This window comes from Megasphaera lornae (assembly GCF_000214495.1).
Lineage (GTDB): Bacteria > Bacillota > Negativicutes > Veillonellales > Megasphaeraceae > Megasphaera > Megasphaera lornae.
In genome coordinates this window covers 26,559-46,683 of the sequence record NZ_AFIJ01000032.1, presented here as the reverse complement: position 1 = coordinate 46,683, position 20,125 = coordinate 26,559, and the positions used below count along the sequence as shown (strand labels likewise).

Below are 20,125 nucleotides of genomic sequence, written 5' to 3'. Positions count from 1 at the left end.
CCTAAGAGCGACGGCGTCGATTATTGCCGCCTTTATGTAATGTTTTATGACGTTTTTCTTTGGTAGCCTGATAGGTGGCGACAGGTAATTTATCTTTGTAAATTCGTTTCTTTTTAGGCGCCGTAGGGGCTTGTTTTACTTGTATTTTTCCGGAGGCCGTATATTTGGTAATGGTGGCCCGAATCGCATGTTCAATCCGACGTACCCAATCTTCGTCCGCCGCCGTCGCCAAGGTGACGGCAAGACCGTCATTACCGGCACGTCCGGTACGGCCGATACGATGAATATAGTAATCTATATCGTGCGGGACATCATAATTAAAAACGTGGGTAATGCCGGCAATGTCCAGTCCGCGTGCGGCAATATCGGTAGCTACGAGTAATTGTGTTTTGGCTTTGGAAAAATCGCGCAATACTTGGGTGCGGCGTCCTTGTGAAAGATCGCCGTGAAGTTCGCTGACGGCAAACCCCGCCCGGATCAGTTGGCCCGCTAAAATCGAAGTTCGTTCTTTAGTATTGCAGAAAATCACACTTAAATACGGATTCATTTCGTGTAACAGTTTACAGAGAAAGGAAAATTTTTGTTCTTCTTTTATCATGTATATGCGTTGTTCAATAGTTTCCAAAGCAATACTGCTTCCTTCCAGCACATGAAACACGAACGGATTGTGCATATGTTTTTTTGCCAGGCTTTTTATTTTATCCGGTACGGTTGCGGAAAAGAACAGCAGTTGTCTTCTTTTGGGGGTCATGTCGAGCAGCGTATCGACATCTTCTAAAAAGCCGGTTTGTAACAGCTGGTCGGCTTCGTCCACAATGATTCGGCCTACGCCGGTGAGATTTAGTGAATGCCGCCGACAATGATCCAATAAGCGACCGGGCGTCCCGATAATCACCTGCGGATGACGTTGTAATTTTTGTAATTGATTTTCGATGGTTTGTCCGCCGATAATATTCAGTACGTCAATGTGCAAGGCGGCGGCCAAGTCGGTGGCGACGGCGGTGATTTGTTTGGCCAATTCGCGTGTCGGAGCGAGGATTAATACTTGTTCCTGATGTTGGTCCGGGTGTATTTGTTGTAATGCCGGTAATAGAAAGGCGAGTGTTTTTCCCGTTCCGGTTTGCGCCTGTCCTAAGATGTCGCGCCCTTGAAATAAGGCGGGCAAGGCCTTTTCTTGTACCTGCGTAGGAACGGCGATTCCCCGCTTTTTTAACAGTTCGCAAAGAATCGGGCTTACGCCCAAGGTTTGAAATGTAGTATTCATGGATAATATCCTTTCCCGTATAAAGTAATCATTAATATTTATTTATTATAGCAAGGTACTGTCGGAATGACCAGAGGATACATATTGTGTGACATGATGTGTCGTACGGGTTGGAGGAAGGAGGGATGTACGGGGGTAAAATATTGACAGCAAGAGTAAAAGAGTATAGAATAGCTATAAATTAGGACATCGTCAATGAACGGGTGTAAGTACTTCCATGGGAGCTCTCACAGCGAGTCGGTGCAAGTGTAAGTCCGATAGGGAGAAATGGCAAGGAATGGGCCCGGGAGATGCGCTTCGAAAATTAAGTAGGTGCCGCCGGTCGCTCCCCGTTATTAGAGTGTTTATATGAGTCGGGCTATATGCCAACCGGGGTGGTACCGCGGAACGTTTTTCCTTTCGTCCCTATAAGAGGGCGAGAGGTTTTTTTTATCTTTGCTTAAGGTAAAGGAGGAGCTGTTATGGCAGTTATTTTTTCGGGAATTCAACCGAGCGGAAATCTTACGTTAGGAAATTATTTAGGCGCTTTGCGTAATTTTACCAAGATGCAGGAGCAAAATGAATGTTACTATTGCGTGGTTAATCAACATGCGATTACGGTGCATCAAGATCCTGCTTTATTGCACCGGCGGACGCGGGAATTGGCGGCAATTTATTTGGCGGCAGGGTTGGATCCGGAAAAAGCGGCGTTATTTGTGCAGTCGGAAGTTCCGCAGCATGCACAGCTGGGGTGGATTATGACCACGTTATCGTATGTCGGAGAATTGGAACGGATGACCCAATATAAAGATAAGGCGGCTAAACAGGGCGATTCTATTCCGGCCGGGTTATTAACGTATCCTCCTCTTATGGCGGCGGATATTTTATTGTATCAAACGAATTTTGTGCCTGTAGGCGATGACCAAAAACAACATTTGGAAATTACGCGGGATTTGGCGCAACGGTTTAATCGTTTGTATCAAGAAGAGGTATTTACCATTCCGGAAATTTATTTAGGACAAGGCGGCACGCGTGTCATGAGTTTACAAGAACCGACCAAAAAAATGAGTAAATCGGATGATAATACGATGGCTACGATTTATGTACTGGATGCGCCGAAGGATATTGAAAAGAAAATAAAGAGGGCACAAACGGATAGTGAAAATTCCGTTCATTATGATGCGGAAACAAAACCGGGTATAGCTAATCTTATGGATATTTACGCGGCCGTGACGGATACGGATCATGCGGCGGTGGAACGAGAATTTTCCGGCCAAGGATACGGGCAGTTTAAAAAGAGTGTGGCCGCCGCCGTTATTGCGGCATTGGAGCCGATTCAAAAGCGGTATGCCGAGTTAATTGATAATCCCGTGTTGGATGCAATATTGGATCAAGGTGCGGTTAAGGCCCGGGAAACGGCCTCTCGTACGTATGATAAGGTTGTACAAGTGATGGGATTGGATCGTAAATAGGAGAAGAATATGAGTCATTTTTTTGCTATTCTTTCACGGATGAAATTGATTCGGCGTTGGAGTTTGATGTATAATCGTCGCTCTGAAAATGTACAGGAACATGCGTTGGAAACGGCTGTTTTGGCGTATCATTTATGTGTGCTGCATAATACGTATTTTCACGGCGCACTTAATGGGGAACATGCTGCCGTATTGGCGATGTATCATGATGCTTCGGAAGTTTTTACGGGGGATATGCCGACTCCGGTCAAATATTTTAATTCCCGCATGCGACAGACGTACGGGACGGTAGAAGAGCAGGCGCGGAAACGATTGCTGTCCGCGCTTCCTGCGGAGTTGCAAGCGGGGTATAAACCGATTATTTGTTATCCCGAAGAAGAACCGGAATGGCCGTTGGTTAAAGCTGCGGACACGTTATCCGCGTATTTAAAATGTTTACAGGAAGTAGCGGACGGAAATCGAGAATTTACAGAAGCGTTTCATACGTTGGAAGGGCAATTACAAGCGTTGAACATGCCGGAGATTACGCTGTTTCTGGAAACCTATGCGCCGAGTTTCAGTCTTTCGTTAGATCAAATGCATGCGAATTCTGACGGCTAGTACGGCAGGAGGAAAAAGGAGTTTTATTATTTTTGTGGAATATACTAAATAAGCCCCTGAACATCAGTAATGGAGGTGTCAATATGACACTCAGTTTGTTTTGGTCACGGTATATATTGGAGCTTCGGGAACAGCATTTACGTGCGATTGACGAGAAGTATCAATACGTTATCGCCGGAGAACGTTGGAATTGGCTTTTAGCAAAAATTCCGGAATCGGAACAGATTCGTATATTGCGCGGTCATAATCATGGCGACACAGCTTGGACATGTAAAGTTTGGCTGGAGCATATGATTGAATGGATTCGGGAGAATAAATCAACGGCTGTGTACGAGGCGGTCTTGGATAAGATTGAAATTATAAAAATGAAAACCGTAGAAGAGTTGGAAAAACAAGCGGCCTACGGGTTGTCACCGGAAGAATTGAGGTCTTTTCGGGATGCCGGCTATTTTCAATGGATTTCGGAAAAAACGCATGACGACGTACGTTCCGATTAAACCGGGAGAAATCATATGAAACGGTTACTATACGGATGGATTCTCTTTTTTGTTTTTGTATGGGGACAGGCGGCGGAACACCGGTTGCGGCTAAGGACAATGCGGCGGTTCGTATTGTTCATGTTGCGGGACAGTTGGCGGAGAGTCGGCAGGTATTGCTGCGACGAACGTTAACGCAAGCCGCAACCGAAGGCGCACCGGCGGTGGTAGTCGTATTGTCCGTTACTTCCGGTCAGGAACGACAGGCGCAACAAGTGAGTGCAGTGTTGGCGGCATCATCTGTGCCGACGATTGCCTATGTCAGAGGTGCGAACAGTGCGGCCGGAACGGCGATTGCTTTATCCTGTCGCCATATTATTATGGCCCCCGGCGGGCGCTTGGGAAGGTATGCAACCGAAGGAGATACGCAGGCGTGGCGTTCTCTATTTGAAAACAATGCGGCGGCAACGGGGCGAAATCGTTTGGTGGCGGCCGCGATGGCGGATGCTACCGTAAAGGTACCGAACTATACGGCGTCCTCGGCATATACTTTGACGCTTACTCCCGACCGGGCACAGACGTTGGGATTTTCGGAAGGAACGGCAACGACTGTCGAAGAGGCTTTACAATTTTTCAGCTTAGGGCGTTTCCGAACCGTTGACGTAACCGTTACCCCGGGCGATCAGTTGACGGGCATCCTGCAGAATGTGTATGTACGGATGGTCTTGGTCGTGCTGATTATGATGGCGATACTTGCGGAAATTAAACTGGCCGGCATCGGTGCCGGAATGGCTGTCGCCGTTGTTGCGGGGATTGGCTTGTATGTTTCGGGGGCATCGACGATGAACTTTGATTTTCGTGTCATGGCGGCCTTTATGGGCAGTATTCTTTGTTTGGGGATAGAGTTGGTTATACCGGGATCGGGGGTGTTCGGTGTAACGGGTGTTATTCTTTTATACGGCAGCTTATTTTATTTTTTGGGCGCCAATGTAGCCGCCGTGTATTTTTTGGCGGCCTGTACGGTAGCTGCAGGGGTTGTTTTTTTCTTGCTTGCAAGATGGCTGCCGCACAGTCGCGGGCTTGAAAAATTAGTATTGCATCAACGACAGCAAACGGCGTACGGTTATAGGTCGCAAAAAGATTATAGTTCCTATGTATCGGCTTGCGGCAGAACGATTACCGTTTTGCGTCCCGCCGGTATTATTCGGGTGGACGGGGAACGTATAGATGCCGTATCGACCGGCATGTTTATTGAAAGGGATGTAGCTGTTCGCGTACTTCGTGTGGAAGGCGGGCGAGTAGTAGTGGAGCCGCTTCCCGAACGATCATTATGAGCGCAAAGGAGGACTTTTCATGTTTATTGTATTTCCCGGTTTTTGTATTGTTGTAGCGATCCTGGTTATTTCCGCATTTTTTCATTTTGTGCCGTTGGGGTTATGGATTTCCGCCATGGCGGCAGGAGTTTCTGTCGGCATCGGCAATTTGGTAGGGATGCGTTTGCGGCGAGTGGTGCCGTCAAAAATTATTTTACCGTTAGTGAAGGCTAATAAAGCGGGATTGAATATGAATGTGAATCAATTGGAAGCGCATTATTTAGCCGGCGGCGATGTCGATCATGTGGTAGATGCGTTGATTGCGGCACATCGTGCACAGATGGAATTAACGTTTGAACGAGCCTGCGCGATTGATTTGGCGGGAAGAGATGTGTTGGAAGCGGTACAAATGAGTGTGAATCCCAAAGTAATTGAAACGCCGTTTATTTCCGCCGTAGCTCAAAACGGTATTGAGTTAAAGGTACGAGCGCGAGTAACCGTGCGGGCCAATATTGAACGGTTGGTTGGCGGTGCGGGAGAAGCGACGGTTATTGCTCGTGTCGGGGAAGGGATTGTAACCAGTGTGGGATCGGCTGCCGATCATGCCATGGTATTGGAAAATCCGGATGAAATTTCAAAAACTGTTTTAAGTAAAGGGTTGGATGCCGGAACGGCTTTTGAAATTCTTTCTATTGATATTGCCGATATTGACGTGGGACGTAATATCGGCGCCCGGTTGCAGACCGATCAGGCGGAAGCGGATAAACAAATCGCGCAGGCGAAAGCGGAAGAAAGACGGGCGATGGCGGTAGCCAAGGAGCAGGAAATGCAGGCGTATACACAAGAAATGCAGGCGAAAGTTGTAGAAGCGCAGGCGGAAGTGCCGTTAGCCATGGCGATAGCACTTAAATCGGGGAATTTAGGCGTAATGGATTATTATCAAATGAAAAATATTATGGCCGATACACAAATGCGCGATGCTGTGGCAAAAGCGGGGATACCCAAGCATCAACATCGACAGGTGGGAGATTCCGACACCGGACACGGCGAATCGTCGTCTCCGGAGGATAAGTAGGTGAGAGAATGCGAATAGCGGATTCTGCTATATCATTGGCAGGAAATTTTAAAATTATTTTTCCCATTATATTATTTGCCGTGTTTTCTCTACCGGATGTACTGCGAAGAAAAAGAACGTATAAGAAGCGTCGAAGGTCTCGTTCGTTTCCGATACCGGCACGACAAGAAAAAAAGAAACGGGATCCGTTGATAGCGGAGACGAAAGAAAAAGAGATTCGCCAAGAAAATACCGCATCTTTTCCGGCGTCGATTGTCGGTCCGGATAAAAAGTCGGCAACAATCGCTTCACCTATGCGGTCGTCGGCGCGCCGGCGACCGGTGTCCGGAGACGGTTGGCACGAGGTAGCTCCTGAGGCGCAAGACCTATATGCGGGAATTATTTGGTCGGAAATATTACAACCGCCTTTGGCGATACGTTCGCGGCAACATAGAAAATGAAATTACTGAAATGAGGAGGGGTTCTGATGATTGAGGTAACAAAGCATTATATGGAAGGGTTTCCCTGCTTGCATGTGTCTTGCGGAGAACGTCCGAAGGGGGTCATTTTGTTTTATCACGGCTGGTCTTCCAATAAAGAGAAGCAAGAGGTGCGGGCAAGACTTTTAGCTGCATATGGCTACGATGTAATTATTCCCGATGCTGTAAATCATGGGGAACGGGGAACGTTGGATTATGATTCCAAACGAATGTATGGAAATTTTTGGCAAACCGTGTTTCAATCTTTTCGGGAAGTCCCTTTGTGGTTAAAGTATATTATTCATTGGAATAGACGGGTTCCTAAAATCCTTATGGGCCATTCTATGGGAGCGATTACCGCCTTGGGGATTATGAGTTTTTTTGATGAATTTTGTGCGGCTGTAGCGATTAACGGTACCGGCTGGTGGGCGGAAGCGGATCGGTTGTTTCATCAAGATTTGGACATTCCGCCGTTTAAGGGTCAACATGCGTTGGAAATGAATTTTCGTGTGACGGATCCCTATAAACATGCGCATTTGTTGGGAGGTCGGGCCATTTTGGCGTTGAATGGGGCGGCGGATACGACCGTGAATCCGCTTTCACAAAAAAAATATATGGAAGAATTATCTCATAAAGAAGAGGTTACGTCCGAACATATTTTGTATGAAGGCGTGGGACATTATGTTACTACCAATATGATGGGAGATGCCATCGCGTGGTTGGAGCGAAATATTCCGCGGTATTAATGAACCTGTTTTTTATTGCCGCACAGCTCCCTAATGGTGTATAGTTAGGGAGCTGTGCGTTTTTTATGCAGCGGCGCGGTTGCGGTTCGGAAATTCGGAACAGTCGGATGAGGGAAATCGTGAAACTCGTCGGTCGGCGTAGGTAGACTATAATTTTATACATCATTAATGAAAGAGGTGCGTATGGGGATGAAACACATACATATTATTGCGTGCGGCGGTACGATTGCCGGCATCGGCGAGCGGGCGGAGTCACTTACGCAATATCAGGCGGGAAAGTTGGCGTGGCAAGAGATGGTGCAAGCTGTACCGGCTATACGGAAGACGGCGGTTTTAACCGGAGAGCAATTTTGTAATTTGGACAGTGCCGATATGACGGAAGCGCTTTGGATTAAACTGGCCGGGAGAATCCGGACCGTATTGCAAAAGGATTCGTGTGACGGAGTGGTCGTCACACACGGTACGGATACATTGGAAGAAACGGCATATTTTTTAAATTTAACCGTACATACGGACAAACCGATTATTTTGACGGGAGCCATGCGCCCGGCAACGGCGTTAAGCGCCGACGGTCCGCTTAATATATTGGCGGCCGTACAGACGGCGGCGGTTCCCGAGGCGGGAAAATATGGGGTATTGGTCGTGATGAATAATCGTATATGTGCTGCTCGCTTTGTAGAAAAAACGGATACGGCACAAGTGGATTCGTTTCAATGTCGGCAACAGGGATATGTCGGTGTGGTGCAGGAAAACAGACCGTATTTTTATCAACGGCCATTGCGCTTACACACTTACGAGTCGCAGCTTATATTGCCGATAACCGATGAATTGCCGTATGTACCGATTGTATATTGTCATGTGGGGATGGATCCGAATCTTTTTTCCGTATTGGCGGCCGCCGGGGCGCCCGCAATGGTTTTGGTCGGCTTGGGACATGGCAGAATGCCGCAAGGCGTTTATACGAAGATCGAGGCGTTGCAGAAACAAGGCGTACTGTTTGTGCGGACGAGTCGGGTGTCGGGAGGGACGGTTACTTTTTTACAAGAATATGCCGGGTGTCTTTGGGGAGATTCGCTGACGCCGCAAAAAGCAAAAATTTTATTGCAGCTGGCATTGCTGCAGGGGGCGGATTCTACGCGGATACAACACTTGTTGCAAACGCATTGAAAAGAACGCTTGTTCTGCTGTATGGCCTGTGCTACAATGAAAACAAATTTAAAATGCAGGATAAGATTTGCAGCGTTAAGACGGGAGAAGGTAATATGAACTTTGTTATACGCAGGGTAACTGCGGTATTGGTACTTGTCGTTTTGACCGCATCTGTGGAAGCGGCCGGGGCGGTAGGGCGGCATGCGTTGTCGCCGACCTCTACGGCCGTGACTGTGCAGGCACGGCAATCGCCGGGGCTTCGGGTAAGCGGCGGTAAGCCGAAGACGGCTCGCCAACCGCTTACTCGGGAGGAATTGGCGGGTTTATTGGCGCAGATGACGGGGATACAAACTCCTCAAAACGCAACCTATAAGGGTGTGCATGCCCGTCCGACGAAGAGTGCCGTAGTCTTAGTTACCGGTCGGCATAGTATGACCGGTTTTAAACCCGGTTATTTGCGGCCGCAACGATATGTATCGCGACAGGAGTTTGCCGTTGTTACGTATAATTATATGAAAGTGAATAATTTACCGTTAACCGGCACTGTTTCTTTATATAAAGATGATGCGGAGATTGCCGACGGGGCAAAGAAAGCGGTATATGCGTTGACGGCACAACATATTATGCAGGGCGAGAATCAACGCTTTTATCCGCATGCGATTGTCAGTCGGGGAGCCGCCGTACGGATGTTGCAACGTGTATATGAGCGGCAACAACAAAAAGATAAGACCGTATCGATGACGGCCGTTCCGGCAGAGAAGGCGGCGCTTCATGAAGCACGCCGGGCAGTACTGCCGGTACATAAGGAGCGGCAGTTGGCGAGTGTTGCGCCGGTATTTTCTTCCCGGGAAGCGGAACAGCAGGTTTTCGGGTACCTTCGTACCGTATATGGTTCGATCGGCGCTTTTGCCGCAGACGGGGTACTGTATTGGCAAGGGAACGTGTTGCATATCGGTTGTAAATCGGCGGTAAAAAGAGCGGCGTTGGAAAAATTGTTACAGCATGACGAGTATTTGCAACCGATAGTCGCTGTGAAATCGATACGCTATAGTATTATGGATTATCAACAGTTGACGGATCGGGCCAAAACTGTTTATTTATCTGAGATGCCGCAAGGCACAGTGATTAAAACCGGGATAGATTATACAACGGAAACGATTGTGTTGACGGTTCCGGTAATGAAAAAATCGGTACGAGCGGCATTGCAGGAAGCTTTTGGTGCAAATGTCCGCTGCATTGTGCGGGCGTATGGGAGTAAAGTATGAGAGTACAGTATATCATAGGTATGATTGTTTCTTTTTTTTGTGTTACTTCTGCGTGCGGAGCGACGTATATAGATACGTCCGGCTTGCCGGATGCGCAGATTCTTTCGTATTTACAAGTTACGCGAGGGTTACAGGTATTTCCGGAAAAGCGTTTGTACCCGCAACGGGAGATTACATATAATGAATTGGCAAAACTTCTGACGGATGTAGATGGAAATATACCGGGTGTGACAGACAGCGGCAGTAATAGTCGAGAAATTTTGCAAAAAAATGGCATTTTTCCCCTGAAAATAGCGGGAAATGCGGTGGTCACCCGACAAAATTTGCAGATTATTTTGCAACGGTGGCAACAATTTAACGGTCGTGTCGGCGGCAAGAAGATGCCTGCGCTTAACGGGAAATCAGTGCCCGTGACGCGATATGAAGCGATTAGAAGCGTATATTATGCCTTGTATGGAACAACGATGCCGTCCCCTTCCGGGTGGCAGGACGAAGAACGGGTTTGGCAAAAACTTTTGGGATATTATGGCTCTCCGGCGAATTTTTTCGCAAACGGGATTATATACAGAGAACAAAATGCGGTGGTTATCGGTGTGTATCCGGAGAAAAGAGAGCATCTTGAAGCGATAATTCCCGCCGCATGGGTGCGCTCCGGAAACGTAAGAATACGTTCCGTAGTATATAGTCAACAAGAGTATTTGACGCAAATGAAAAAAGTGAAGTATATTTTAAAACAATGCGGAGACGGGGAAAAGTATCGGGCATTGGTACCGAATTATGAGCGACAGCAACTTATCCTTACGGTATGGCAGCCTTTACGGGTGGAGACTCGGAAGGTATTGCAAAAAAATATATTGCCGCACATGCTTTATGTTGTAGCGGCGGGACAAGGGAATAATCCGCAGTATAAGGAGAATCTTCGGCGAGAGAAGAACCGCTTGCGATTTGTTCCTTATGTGCCGGGATTATCCCCGGAGATGGAACAGGCGATTGATGATTTTCAATATGAAGTGATGAGATGATCGACATAAAGCCCTTAGACAAAATTTTGTACTGAGGGCTTTGTTTCGGAAGTAAGGAATAAAATGACATACCGGATGCGGCAATACGATGGATATAGGCAGTATAACCGCATAACATATGGAGAAGGTTGTCTCCGGTCAAAGGTATGTTTTACATTGGCGCTATATGGGAACGATGGTAAAATAAAAAAAATCCGGTGCGTATTAGAGGAGAGAATATTATGAGCAGCTTGTTACCGTATGCCATTATTATCGGCATTGTGGTTATTTTTTTCGGAGTGTGTTATGTTGTTTTTTCCGGTAATTCGGGAAAAAAAGAAATGGGCAATGGGGAAGTATTAAATCGTAATGATAATCAATTCAGAAGAATAAAACAAAACGGAATAACTGTGACCGATCAACGAGTGAAACCGTCGGTTGCGCATGAACGGCACGAACCTTCACAGAACACCGCTTGGGGGACAACGCAGGGAGAAACGGTGCGTCGGGTGCGGCAAACCGGTGGTACGGCAGTGCATAATAAAAGACATGCCGTTCGCGATTTAGAGGCCACGTATGTATTGCCGAAAGAAGATGTAGAATTTTTAGCGGCGCAAGAAAAAAAAGAGCAAGAAAGAAGTAGGGAAGAAAACCTGTCGACGTCTCGCCGGGAAAAGGAAGATTTAGGGGCTGTAGTAGCCGCCGATTTGGCTGAAAAACAAGCCGTGCGGGCAGCACGGGCCAAAACCGCGGTACAACATGTGTTGGCAGCTAATGAAAAACAGCGGGAAATAGAAAAAACACAAATTATAAATCGGCAGGACATGCGGCGGGTTTTACAAGACGGGCGACATAGCGAAACGGCGGCATCGCGGCATACGGAAAATACCCCGGGCGATCAGGTACATCCGCAGGCGACGGTGGCGGATATGCGCGGTCAACAACCGAGCCCCGTTTTTACAGCGGCGGAAATATCACCGGTCATACAGCAGTGTGTGGATGATTTTTTGCAGCATTTCGGCAAGGCGACGGCAAAGCGAAAAGCTTTGGTAACGGAAATTACAGTTGCCGCATTTACGTATGTCGGCTGCCGGAGTGATCGGGAAAGACAGGAACTTATAGAACCGTTGCTTGCTCATGAAGCACTGCATAATATGCAAAAGGCCTATGTTGCGCATCCGCAAGAAGAGGTGAAAGAAATTGCGTTAATGGCGTTTAAGGATGCCGTGCGGAAAACAGCGGCAACGACAAGACATTTTATTGCGGTGGAAGCCTTGAAGGTGCTTCCGTATTTGTCGCTTCCTCATTATAAAATTTTAGCGATTTTGTTTACGTTTTTGTATTCGCGGAATACGCGCAATGTCGATAAAGAATCGTTTTGCAGTTATTTGGATTCTCATGTGCTTCCGTTTCAAGCGGGGCTGCCGATGGAAAAAGCTTATTATCAACAATTGGGATATTATCAATGTACCGTTACGGAAAATAAGGAAACCCGGTTTGCGGAAATTTTACGCGGTTCGTACCCTCTGTTGTTCGAGTATCGCGGGATGACCCCATTGGAGTTACAGGATATTTTGCAGGGCCAAAGTATTCCTGCGGAATATGTCGTTACGTCTTTTAATTCTGATTTAATAAAATTAGCGTTGATTGATGAATCTATGGCAAAAGCATTTTTTAATCGCATACATATTCAAGACCGTCGTATGCAACAACGTCTTTTACAGGCGGTAAAAAGTAGACCGGTCGATTTTTCGGGGGAAGCAGCTCTGAATATTATGGAAAATATTTCGCCTGTATTGGCAGATTTGAGTGACTTGTGGGACAGTTCGCAGCTACGAGTTTCCACATTATCCTTATTGGGACTTTATTTGGCACACGGATATATTCATAGTGTAACCGGGGAAGAAGTGGATTTATCCCGTTGGTTTGAATAGAAACCGGCAGGAATAAGACATGTCTTATAAGAGACATGTCTTATTTTTTATATACAGGCAGAGGAAGCGGCGCTTCTTTGGTAGCGTGTTTCAGAAATCGGCGTAAAGAGAATGTAACTTTTTTCGTTTTATATAGTATATGGATTACGATAATAAATTAATATATAATAAAAAATATAGGCAGCGTAAGGAATGTAAAGGATACTGCGATGATTTCTTATTAATCAGATGCGTTGCATAACTCGTATAAAAACGTAAAATGATAATGAGAATATTGATAAACCCAGCAAATAAGCGAAGAAATTGAATAAAAAAATAAAAAATGCCGTCTCATTCTCATTGACAAGAAGGAATATATTTTATATAATAAGGGTGTCAAAAATATTAATTGCTTTTTTATTGCAAAGGAGAGGTGCCATTATGTTTCAGAATAGCGATTTTTGGATTGGTTTAGGTGTAGGTGTCATTGCCGGTATTTTCGGATATAAGTTGATGAGTGAAAGAGAACAACAACTCATGGCTTTACAGCAACCGGCAGGCGGTGCGGTAGCCGCCAATGTACCGTTGGCCGAATTGCAACGTCAAAAAGAAGAGTTGGAAGATATGATTGCAGCACAGGAAGCAGCGCAAGCACAATAAGAGTAAAAAAAAGACTGTTGCCTTGGAGGTGGCAGTCTTTTTTAAGCGTATGAAAAAGAAGATTTATCTTGAGAAGGGTAGTGAGCTTATTGTTCTTTCCCAGTTTATCCGATTTACAATGGGAGTTTATACTTCGTGCCGTACAAATTTCCTCTTATATTCCGGGGAGAATTCGTTTGCGCAGCGGCAAATTGGTCGGGAATACGGAATTGAGTAAAAAACTTTCGACTATGGCGGCGCAATATCCGGAAATACGAAAACTGGAAATTAATACGGTGACCGGTTCCGCCTTGATTTTATATAATACACAAGCGGTACGGGCAAACAGTCGGTTTGCCAAGGTGGAACAATATATAAAGATGCATGCAGAAAGGAGAGGATAACTATGTCTTTAATTTCCGGACTTATGTTAGGTGCTTCTATCGGGAAAGCGATTCACGGTATGTTTTTAAAAAATGATCACCATGGAGCACATGTGCTGGATTTTGTTTCCAAGTCCGCCCGAACACATCGCAGCGGGGGAGCCCGGACAAGCAAGAAAAAAGAAGAAATATTGCCGTTTTCCTGCGTTTCCGCCACACCCGGACGCAGACGGTATCGCGTGGCCGAGCTGGTGGACAATACGGCATTGGCGGCGTTGTTACAAGAACATTTATTGCGATTGACAAGTGTGAATGAGGTGCAGGTTCATGCTTCTACAGGCAGCATTTTAGTATGCTCGGATAATGAATCGGTATTGGATGAAGTGGAACGGTTTTTACGTTTTCGGTTGTTTCCTTTACGTCGGGAAGAAGAGGCACGGGAAGAACACTTGGATGCACATGGCGGTCCTACCGTATATATGGAAAAAATTTATGAAACGCTGGACGGGTTCAGTCATTTTATTTTACGGAAAACCGGGCGAATGTTTGATTTGAGGTCGATTATTTCTCTGATTTTGGTTATACGCGGCTTGCGGAAAATACTTACCTTTGATCAACGACCTACCGGTCCGCAAATGTTGTGGTGGGCTGCAGCATTATTGAGAGGGCGGCGATAATTATGTACACGCGGGCAGTGATTACGTTGAACAGAACATTACCCCAGCGAGTTCGCCCTATGTTAAGTGCTAAAATCCGACAGACCGTCGGTATGGCGGCGGCAACGGTGGAAGAAACGCAAATTCGCATGTATTATACGGGGAATCCGGATTGGGCATATATTCGTACGCTTATATCCGGCTATGAGTTGACGTACGGCAAGAAAAAGGAAGAAAAAAAAGAATGGGATGTTGCGGCGTATCGTCGTGAAGCGATTTTATCCGTAGGCGGTTTTATTGCCATGAATATCCTGCGAAAAACCAATCCGGAATTTTATGGCAGTATTTTGCTGATTCGGCGGCTATTCACTCTGTATATTGCCCGTCGGGTGATTAAAAACGGCGTCATGGGATTGGTGAAGGATCATCAGGCCAATGCGGATACGTTGACGGCCACTGCTGTTGCCGCCTCTTTGTTGGCAGGTAAGCCGGAATCCAGTCTGACCTTGTTGGCATTGTCCAACGGAGCGGAAATGTTAACGGAATATGCGGCTGAAAAAGCAAGACGGCAAATATCCGGTTTATTAAAACTGGATCAGCGGGATGTTTGGCTCATTGAACACGGAAGAGAACGCAAAGTGCCGGTAGAATCGTTAAAAGTAGGAGATCATATTGCGGTTCATTTAGGTGAAAAAATTTGTGTGGACGGGCGCGTTTTATCCGGTAATGCGGCAGTGAACCAGGCGTCTATTACGGGAGAATCCAACCCGGCGATTAAACAATCCGGCTCCTTTGTGTATGCCGGCAGTGTCATTGAAGCCGGAGATTTAATTATTGTCGTTGAAAAAGTGGGTGCCGATACGTCGTTGGCACAAATTATTCATTTAGTAGAAGAGGCGCAAACACGGCGTGCGCCTGTACAAAATTTTGCCGATAAAATGGCCAATATGTTAGTTCCTATTTCTTTTATCGGCGCCGCTATTGTGTATGGTGCCACGAAAGATTGGCAGCGCGTATTAAATTTGCTCTTTATTGATTTTTCTTGCGGACTTAAGCTTTCGACAGCTACTGCTATTTCGGCCGCGATCGGCTTGGCCGCACGTAAAGGAATTTTGGTTAAGGGCGGTAATTATATTGAAAATTTAGCCGACATTGATACGGTTGTGCTGGATAAAACCGGTACGATTACTATGGGTGTGCCGCAAATTTCCCATATTGATACGGTGGAAGGTGTGGAAGAAAAAGAAGTCATTCTTCTGGCCGCTTCGGCGGAAATGCATTCGGTACATCCGTTGGCCGTAGCTGTGCAAAAATATGTAAAAGGAAAAGGTTGGGATACGCCTCCGCATGATATGTCGGAAACCGTAGTGGCTCGCGGTATGCGCGCGCAGGTTCCTTCTTTTGAACAATACGCAGGCGGGTTTGTATTGGTCGGCAGTCGGCGTTTCATGACGGAAGAAGGAGTCACCGGCGTACCGGTTACGAATGACACCGCTTGGGGAAATAATATTCTCTATGTGGCATGCGACGGCCGGTATATCGGCAGCTTGACGATTCAGGATCCCGTTCGTCCGGCGATGAAGAAAACCTTAAATCAAATGCGCCGTATCGGCATTGATGAAGTCGTTATGCTAACCGGGGATTCTAAAGAAGTGGCTGCGGAAGTGGCCCGCAATATGGATATTGATTCATACCATGCGGAAATTTTACCGGAAGACAAGGCAAATTATGTGCTGAAATTGCAAAAACGCGGCAATGTCATGATGGTAGGTGACGGCATTAATGATGCTCCCGCATTGGCGTTTGCCGATATCGGGGTCAGCTTGGGGGGCAATAAAACGGATATTGCCGCCGAATCGGCGGCGATTACCATTCGTTCCGAAGACCCCGGTCGCTTATATGAAGCTCTGCGCATTGGTCGACGTACGATGAAAGTTATTAATCAAAACTTTACGGCTACTATTGTAGTCAACTCGGCGGCGATGTTATTGGGCGCTTTAGGTCGTATTAGTCCGCTTTGGGCGGCGGTTATTCACAATACGGCTACGTTGGCGGTAGTTTTGAATAGTGCCGGCATTTTAGGATCCACTCGCAGAAAAATAGTCAGGTAGGATACAGAGTACACCCGTTTCTTATAATAAGAAACGGGTGTATTTTATTTTTAAACACTTAATTAAAGGAAGTTTTCATTGTACTAATTATTCCCTTTATGTGAATTAAAAGATGAATCCTGTCTATTTTCCTTGTCTTTTTTAAGTAGTAAATTTATAATATAATAAAATATATATGCAGACAGATTGTGTCGGGGAGAAAGAAGGGACGGTAAATGAAAATTGAAGAAGGCGCAATTATTGCGGTTCCCTCGCCGGGATTGGCGGAAGTTAAAGTGGGGAGACATTCGGATTGTATGGCGTGCGGCTCCTGTCCGGGTTCGGAAAATATTGTGGTTACGGCAGTGGATCCGTTAGGTGTAGAAGTGGGGCAACATGTGAAATTTGAAGTACGGGAATCCAATATAGTGGTCGGTGCATTTGTGTGTTTTATTATGCCGCTATTGATCACCGCCATAGGGGCAATCGGCGGACATTATTACGGGCTTCGGGAGGCTGCCGATGCGGTGCATACGGCGGTTATTGGCGGTATTATAGGCTTTTTAGTCGGCGTGGGGGGTGTAAAAGTATTTGATCGCTCATTACGGAATGATCAAACGGCCAAGCCGAAAATTATAGAAATTTGCAAGTAAGTCGGCATATGTTACCTTCGGGTATGCGGGAAGTGTAAAAAAAGGAGTGGGTGTATATGGCATCAAAAGACATGGTTGCGTTAGGCGCACAGTCTTCCGTTATTAGGGATTTATTTGCGTACGGACAGGCGCAAGCGGCTATAGTGGGAAAAGAAAATGTTTTCGATTTCAGTATCGGAAATCCCACGGTACCGCCGCCGGACAGTGTGGCGGAAGCTATTTGTCATATTGTGCAATCCGAACCCGCTGTCGGTGTGCACGGGTATACGATGGCTGCCGGTGATCGGACTGTACGGGAGGGATTGGCTGCGTATATGAATAAGACGTATCAGGCGCAAGTGACGGCGGATAATTTTTATATGACTTGCGGTGCGGCCGCTTCGTTGACTATTTCTTTAAAAGCGCTGGTAGAAAACGCGACCGATGAAATTATTTTGGTAGCGCCGTTTTTTCCGGAATATACTGTATTTATAAAGAATGCAGGGGCATGCCCGGTTATTTTGCCGCCCGACACGGAACATTTTCAAATATCGCCGGCGGCGTTGGAAGCGGCGATTACGCCGCAAACGGTGGCGATTATCCTGAATTCCCCCAATAATCCCTCCGGGGTTGTCTATGCTCCTGAAACTTATGCGGCGGTAGCGGAAATTTTGAAGCGAAAATCGGAGGAAATCGGTCATCCTATTTATATCATTTCCGATGAACCGTATAGAGAAATTATTTATGACGGCAAACCGATTGTATATGTGCCGAAATATTATGCGAATACGATTATTTGCTATTCATACAGTAAATCGTTGTCCTTGCCGGGAGAACGGATCGGCTATATTTTAGTGCCGCCGCAGGTTACGGATGCGCATACTATATATTTGGCCGTATGTGGAGCCGGAAGAGCGATGGGCTTTGTTTGTGCGCCTCATTTATTTCAAAAGGTGGTTTTACAATGTATGGGGCAGGTTGCGGATATTGAACTATATGATCGGAATAGAAAATTATTGTATGGAAGTTTAACGGAAATGGGCTATGAATGTGTATATCCGGACGGGGCGTTTTATCTTTTTGTAAAGTCTCCGGAAGCGGATGCGACGGCCTTTTCTGAAAAAGCGAAGAAATTGTGCCTGTTAATTGTCCCGGCCGACAGTTTCGGATGTCCGGGATATGTGCGGATTTCTTATTGTGTAGAGGAAGCGATGATTCGACGTTCTTTTCCGGTGTTTAAAAAATTGATAGATGGCTATAAGGAATAGTTTATAAAGTATCCGATTATATCGTGTATGCGCAAAGGCCGATTACCGGAATGTACGGTAATCGGCCTTTGCAATAGAGCGGAAACCCGGATGGCGGCTATCCTATTATAGGGTCGCAGCTATGGGGGATAGCTCCGAAGGGATTGAAGAATATATTTTTTTTGTTGATTTTGAAAATAAGAGAATTAAGCGGGCTTTTTATATAGCGAGGCGCTCATGGCGAGCAGAATCAGTCCGGCGACGATAAAAATATATTTCATGCCGAAACAAACGGCAATGGCGCTTCCCGCCAGCGGACCGACAATAGAGCCGATTTGCTGGGCTGAAAATAAAAGCCCGAAAACGCTTCCTTTTTCTTGGGAAGTAGTATTTTCGGCCAATAAGGCGTTAATAGAAGGATATAAGCCGGAAAAGAAAAGTCCGACTGCAAATTGAGTAGCGGCAAAATAATAGAGATGATTGGGAACGGCCTGTATTAAAAAACAAATGCCGGCACAGGCGGCGGCGATGGTTAATGATTTTCGAAAGCCGTGAAATTGGCCGAAACGCCCCCAGAGGGGAGAGGAAGCGGCACTGGCGATGCCTCCCAACGAAAAGACTAATCCCGAAATAAAGATAATATTATGAATAGGACCGGTCATATTTTGAATATATAGGGTTAATACCGGTTGAATTAACAAAATAACCATTTGTACAAACACGGCGTAAATTAACATGCGCCGAATAAGGGGATTTTTCCACAAGGAAGGACGGTCCGTCAGGGAATCGGAAACCGCGGCGACAGGAGGGGTTTCTTTGATGCAGAAAAGCAGCACTAACGTATTCAGGAAGAGCACGGCGGCGGCCATAAAAAAAGACATGCGCATGCCGAAACAGTCTGCTAAAAACCCGCCGAAAAGAGGCCCTATTACGGACCCTGCAGTTAAGGCGCCTTGCATAACCCCGAGACAGAAGCCTTGTTTTTTCGGCGGCGCATAAGTAGACATCAGCGCTAATTCCATGGGCCAAAGACCGGCGGCGAATCCCTGAAATATACGTACAAATACTAATTGCAACGGCGTATGAACCAGCCCTCCCATAAAATAGGTAATCGTTAACAGCAGACTGGAACGCACGGCCATAAGACGTTTGCCCTTTTTATCCGCCAGACGTCCCCAGATGGGGGCCATAAAGGCGCTGATCACAAAGGTAGCGGAAAATACAATGCCCGACCAAATATTGACGGTACCGGCCGTAACACCTAATTCTTTTGTTAAATACATGGGTAAAAAAGGAATCAGCATGGTATAGGTGGCAGCCATGAAGATAACATTACTGGTTAAAATAGATAAACAAACTTTCCAATTCATACATTCACCTAAGTCTTTCATAATAAATATACTACATAAAAATAATATAATTTATTATAGCACTTTTACATTGGATGTATATCTTTTTATGTTCTTGCTTTCGCGGCGTCTGCATGTGGTATAATGAAGAAAACGCAGATAGGAGGGATTTTTTTGATTATTCGTGATAATAGCGTCAAACCCGGTGATTTACATAAACCGGAACAGAGCAAAAAACGTGGCGAAGAATTAATTTTGGATTTTGGGCGTCCGTTGACCGAGGAAGAGAAAAAAATTTTTGCAAAATTGCAAGAAGGATTGGACTTATAAAAAAGAATATATGGATTTCCGGCTCTCGCGACTAAGACGGGATACCGGAAAAGCGGCGCCGGGGGATGGCGGTAGGTATATTAGGTGC

Annotated in this window: 20 protein-coding genes and 1 other annotated feature; of the genes, 18 read left to right on the top strand and 2 right to left on the bottom strand. The window is 46.2% G+C overall.

What is annotated here, in order from left to right; genetic code table 11:
- Window position 1: 1 nt before the first annotated feature.
- Window positions 2-1,264: a DEAD/DEAH box helicase gene (locus tag HMPREF1039_RS04680; protein ID WP_007391220.1), complete on the bottom strand. Its 1,263-nt coding sequence runs from the start codon at window positions 1,262-1,264 to the stop codon at window positions 2-4.
- A gap of 186 nt (window positions 1,265-1,450) precedes the next feature.
- Window positions 1,451-1,674 (top strand) — a binding site (T-box leader).
- Between the two features lie 51 nt (window positions 1,675-1,725).
- Here HMPREF1039_RS04680 and trpS point away from each other — a divergent pair.
- The 17 genes from trpS (at window position 1,726) to HMPREF1039_RS04595 (ending at window position 18,379) form a co-directional block, all read left to right on the top strand.
- Window positions 1,726-2,715: a tryptophan--tRNA ligase gene (gene trpS / locus HMPREF1039_RS04675; RefSeq protein ID WP_007391319.1), complete on the top strand. Its 990-nt coding sequence runs from the start codon at window positions 1,726-1,728 to the stop codon at window positions 2,713-2,715.
- Window positions 2,716-2,724: 9 nt separating this feature from the next.
- On the top strand, window positions 2,725-3,315 hold the full coding sequence (yfbR, locus tag HMPREF1039_RS04670) for a 5'-deoxynucleotidase (protein ID WP_007391245.1): 591 nt from the start codon (window positions 2,725-2,727) through the stop codon (window positions 3,313-3,315).
- Between the two features lie 83 nt (window positions 3,316-3,398).
- A complete protein-coding gene (locus HMPREF1039_RS04665) occupies window positions 3,399-3,812 on the top strand; it encodes a hypothetical protein (RefSeq protein WP_007391244.1) in 414 nt (137 codons plus the stop codon).
- A gap of 59 nt (window positions 3,813-3,871) precedes the next feature.
- Window positions 3,872-5,125 carry an NfeD family protein gene (locus HMPREF1039_RS04660; RefSeq protein WP_176603346.1) on the top strand — a complete coding sequence of 418 codons (1,254 nt, stop codon included), beginning with the start codon at window positions 3,872-3,874 and terminating at the stop codon, window positions 5,123-5,125.
- A gap of 19 nt (window positions 5,126-5,144) precedes the next feature.
- Window positions 5,145-6,179 (top strand): flotillin-like protein FloA, encoded by a 1,035-nt coding sequence (gene floA / locus HMPREF1039_RS04655; RefSeq protein ID WP_007391271.1) that lies wholly within the window; start codon window positions 5,145-5,147, stop codon window positions 6,177-6,179.
- 8 nt (window positions 6,180-6,187) lie between these two features.
- The gene (locus HMPREF1039_RS04650; RefSeq protein WP_007391295.1) at window positions 6,188-6,619 is read left to right on the top strand and encodes a hypothetical protein; all 432 of its coding nucleotides are present in this window, start codon (window positions 6,188-6,190) and stop codon (window positions 6,617-6,619) included.
- A 26-nt stretch (window positions 6,620-6,645) separates the two neighbouring features.
- Window positions 6,646-7,383, top strand: a complete 738-nt coding sequence (locus HMPREF1039_RS04645) for an alpha/beta fold hydrolase (protein ID WP_007391282.1) — start codon at window positions 6,646-6,648, stop codon at window positions 7,381-7,383.
- Window positions 7,384-7,566: 183 nt separating this feature from the next.
- Window positions 7,567-8,550 (top strand): asparaginase, encoded by a 984-nt coding sequence (locus HMPREF1039_RS04640; protein ID WP_007391217.1) that lies wholly within the window; start codon window positions 7,567-7,569, stop codon window positions 8,548-8,550.
- Between the two features lie 95 nt (window positions 8,551-8,645).
- Entirely contained in the window at window positions 8,646-9,797 is a 1,152-nt protein-coding gene (locus HMPREF1039_RS04635; protein WP_007391254.1) for an S-layer homology domain-containing protein, read from the top strand.
- On the top strand, window positions 9,794-10,819 hold the full coding sequence (locus tag HMPREF1039_RS04630) for a hypothetical protein (protein ID WP_007391269.1): 1,026 nt from the start codon (window positions 9,794-9,796) through the stop codon (window positions 10,817-10,819). Before HMPREF1039_RS04635 ends, HMPREF1039_RS04630 begins: the two co-directional genes overlap by 4 nt.
- Window positions 10,820-11,040: 221 nt before the next feature.
- A complete protein-coding gene (locus HMPREF1039_RS04625; protein ID WP_007391223.1) occupies window positions 11,041-12,732 on the top strand; it encodes an LPO_1073/Vpar_1526 family protein in 1,692 nt (563 codons plus the stop codon).
- A gap of 420 nt (window positions 12,733-13,152) precedes the next feature.
- Entirely contained in the window at window positions 13,153-13,371 is a 219-nt protein-coding gene (locus HMPREF1039_RS04620; protein WP_007391318.1) for a hypothetical protein, read from the top strand.
- A 68-nt stretch (window positions 13,372-13,439) separates the two neighbouring features.
- Window positions 13,440-13,754 carry an HMA2 domain-containing protein gene (locus HMPREF1039_RS04615; protein ID WP_156210613.1) on the top strand — a complete coding sequence of 105 codons (315 nt, stop codon included), beginning with the start codon at window positions 13,440-13,442 and terminating at the stop codon, window positions 13,752-13,754.
- 2 nt (window positions 13,755-13,756) lie between these two features.
- Entirely contained in the window at window positions 13,757-14,410 is a 654-nt protein-coding gene (locus HMPREF1039_RS04610; RefSeq protein WP_007391310.1) for an HMA2 domain-containing protein, read from the top strand.
- A 2-nt stretch (window positions 14,411-14,412) separates the two neighbouring features.
- Window positions 14,413-16,500, top strand: a complete 2,088-nt coding sequence (locus HMPREF1039_RS04605; protein WP_176603345.1) for a heavy metal translocating P-type ATPase — start codon at window positions 14,413-14,415, stop codon at window positions 16,498-16,500.
- 215 nt (window positions 16,501-16,715) lie between these two features.
- A complete protein-coding gene (locus tag HMPREF1039_RS04600) occupies window positions 16,716-17,132 on the top strand; it encodes a SoxR reducing system RseC family protein (protein WP_007391253.1) in 417 nt (138 codons plus the stop codon).
- Window positions 17,133-17,188: 56 nt separating this feature from the next.
- Window positions 17,189-18,379 carry a pyridoxal phosphate-dependent aminotransferase gene (locus HMPREF1039_RS04595; RefSeq protein ID WP_007391297.1) on the top strand — a complete coding sequence of 397 codons (1,191 nt, stop codon included), beginning with the start codon at window positions 17,189-17,191 and terminating at the stop codon, window positions 18,377-18,379.
- 185 nt (window positions 18,380-18,564) lie between these two features.
- Here HMPREF1039_RS04595 and HMPREF1039_RS04590 read toward each other — a convergent pair whose 3' ends face one another.
- On the bottom strand, window positions 18,565-19,728 hold the full coding sequence (locus HMPREF1039_RS04590; protein ID WP_007391262.1) for an MFS transporter: 1,164 nt from the start codon (window positions 19,726-19,728) through the stop codon (window positions 18,565-18,567).
- A gap of 153 nt (window positions 19,729-19,881) precedes the next feature.
- Here HMPREF1039_RS04590 and HMPREF1039_RS08175 point away from each other — a divergent pair, with 153 nt between their 5' ends.
- Window positions 19,882-20,037 carry a hypothetical protein gene (locus tag HMPREF1039_RS08175; protein ID WP_007391222.1) on the top strand — a complete coding sequence of 52 codons (156 nt, stop codon included), beginning with the start codon at window positions 19,882-19,884 and terminating at the stop codon, window positions 20,035-20,037.
- Window positions 20,038-20,125 lie beyond the last annotated feature (88 nt).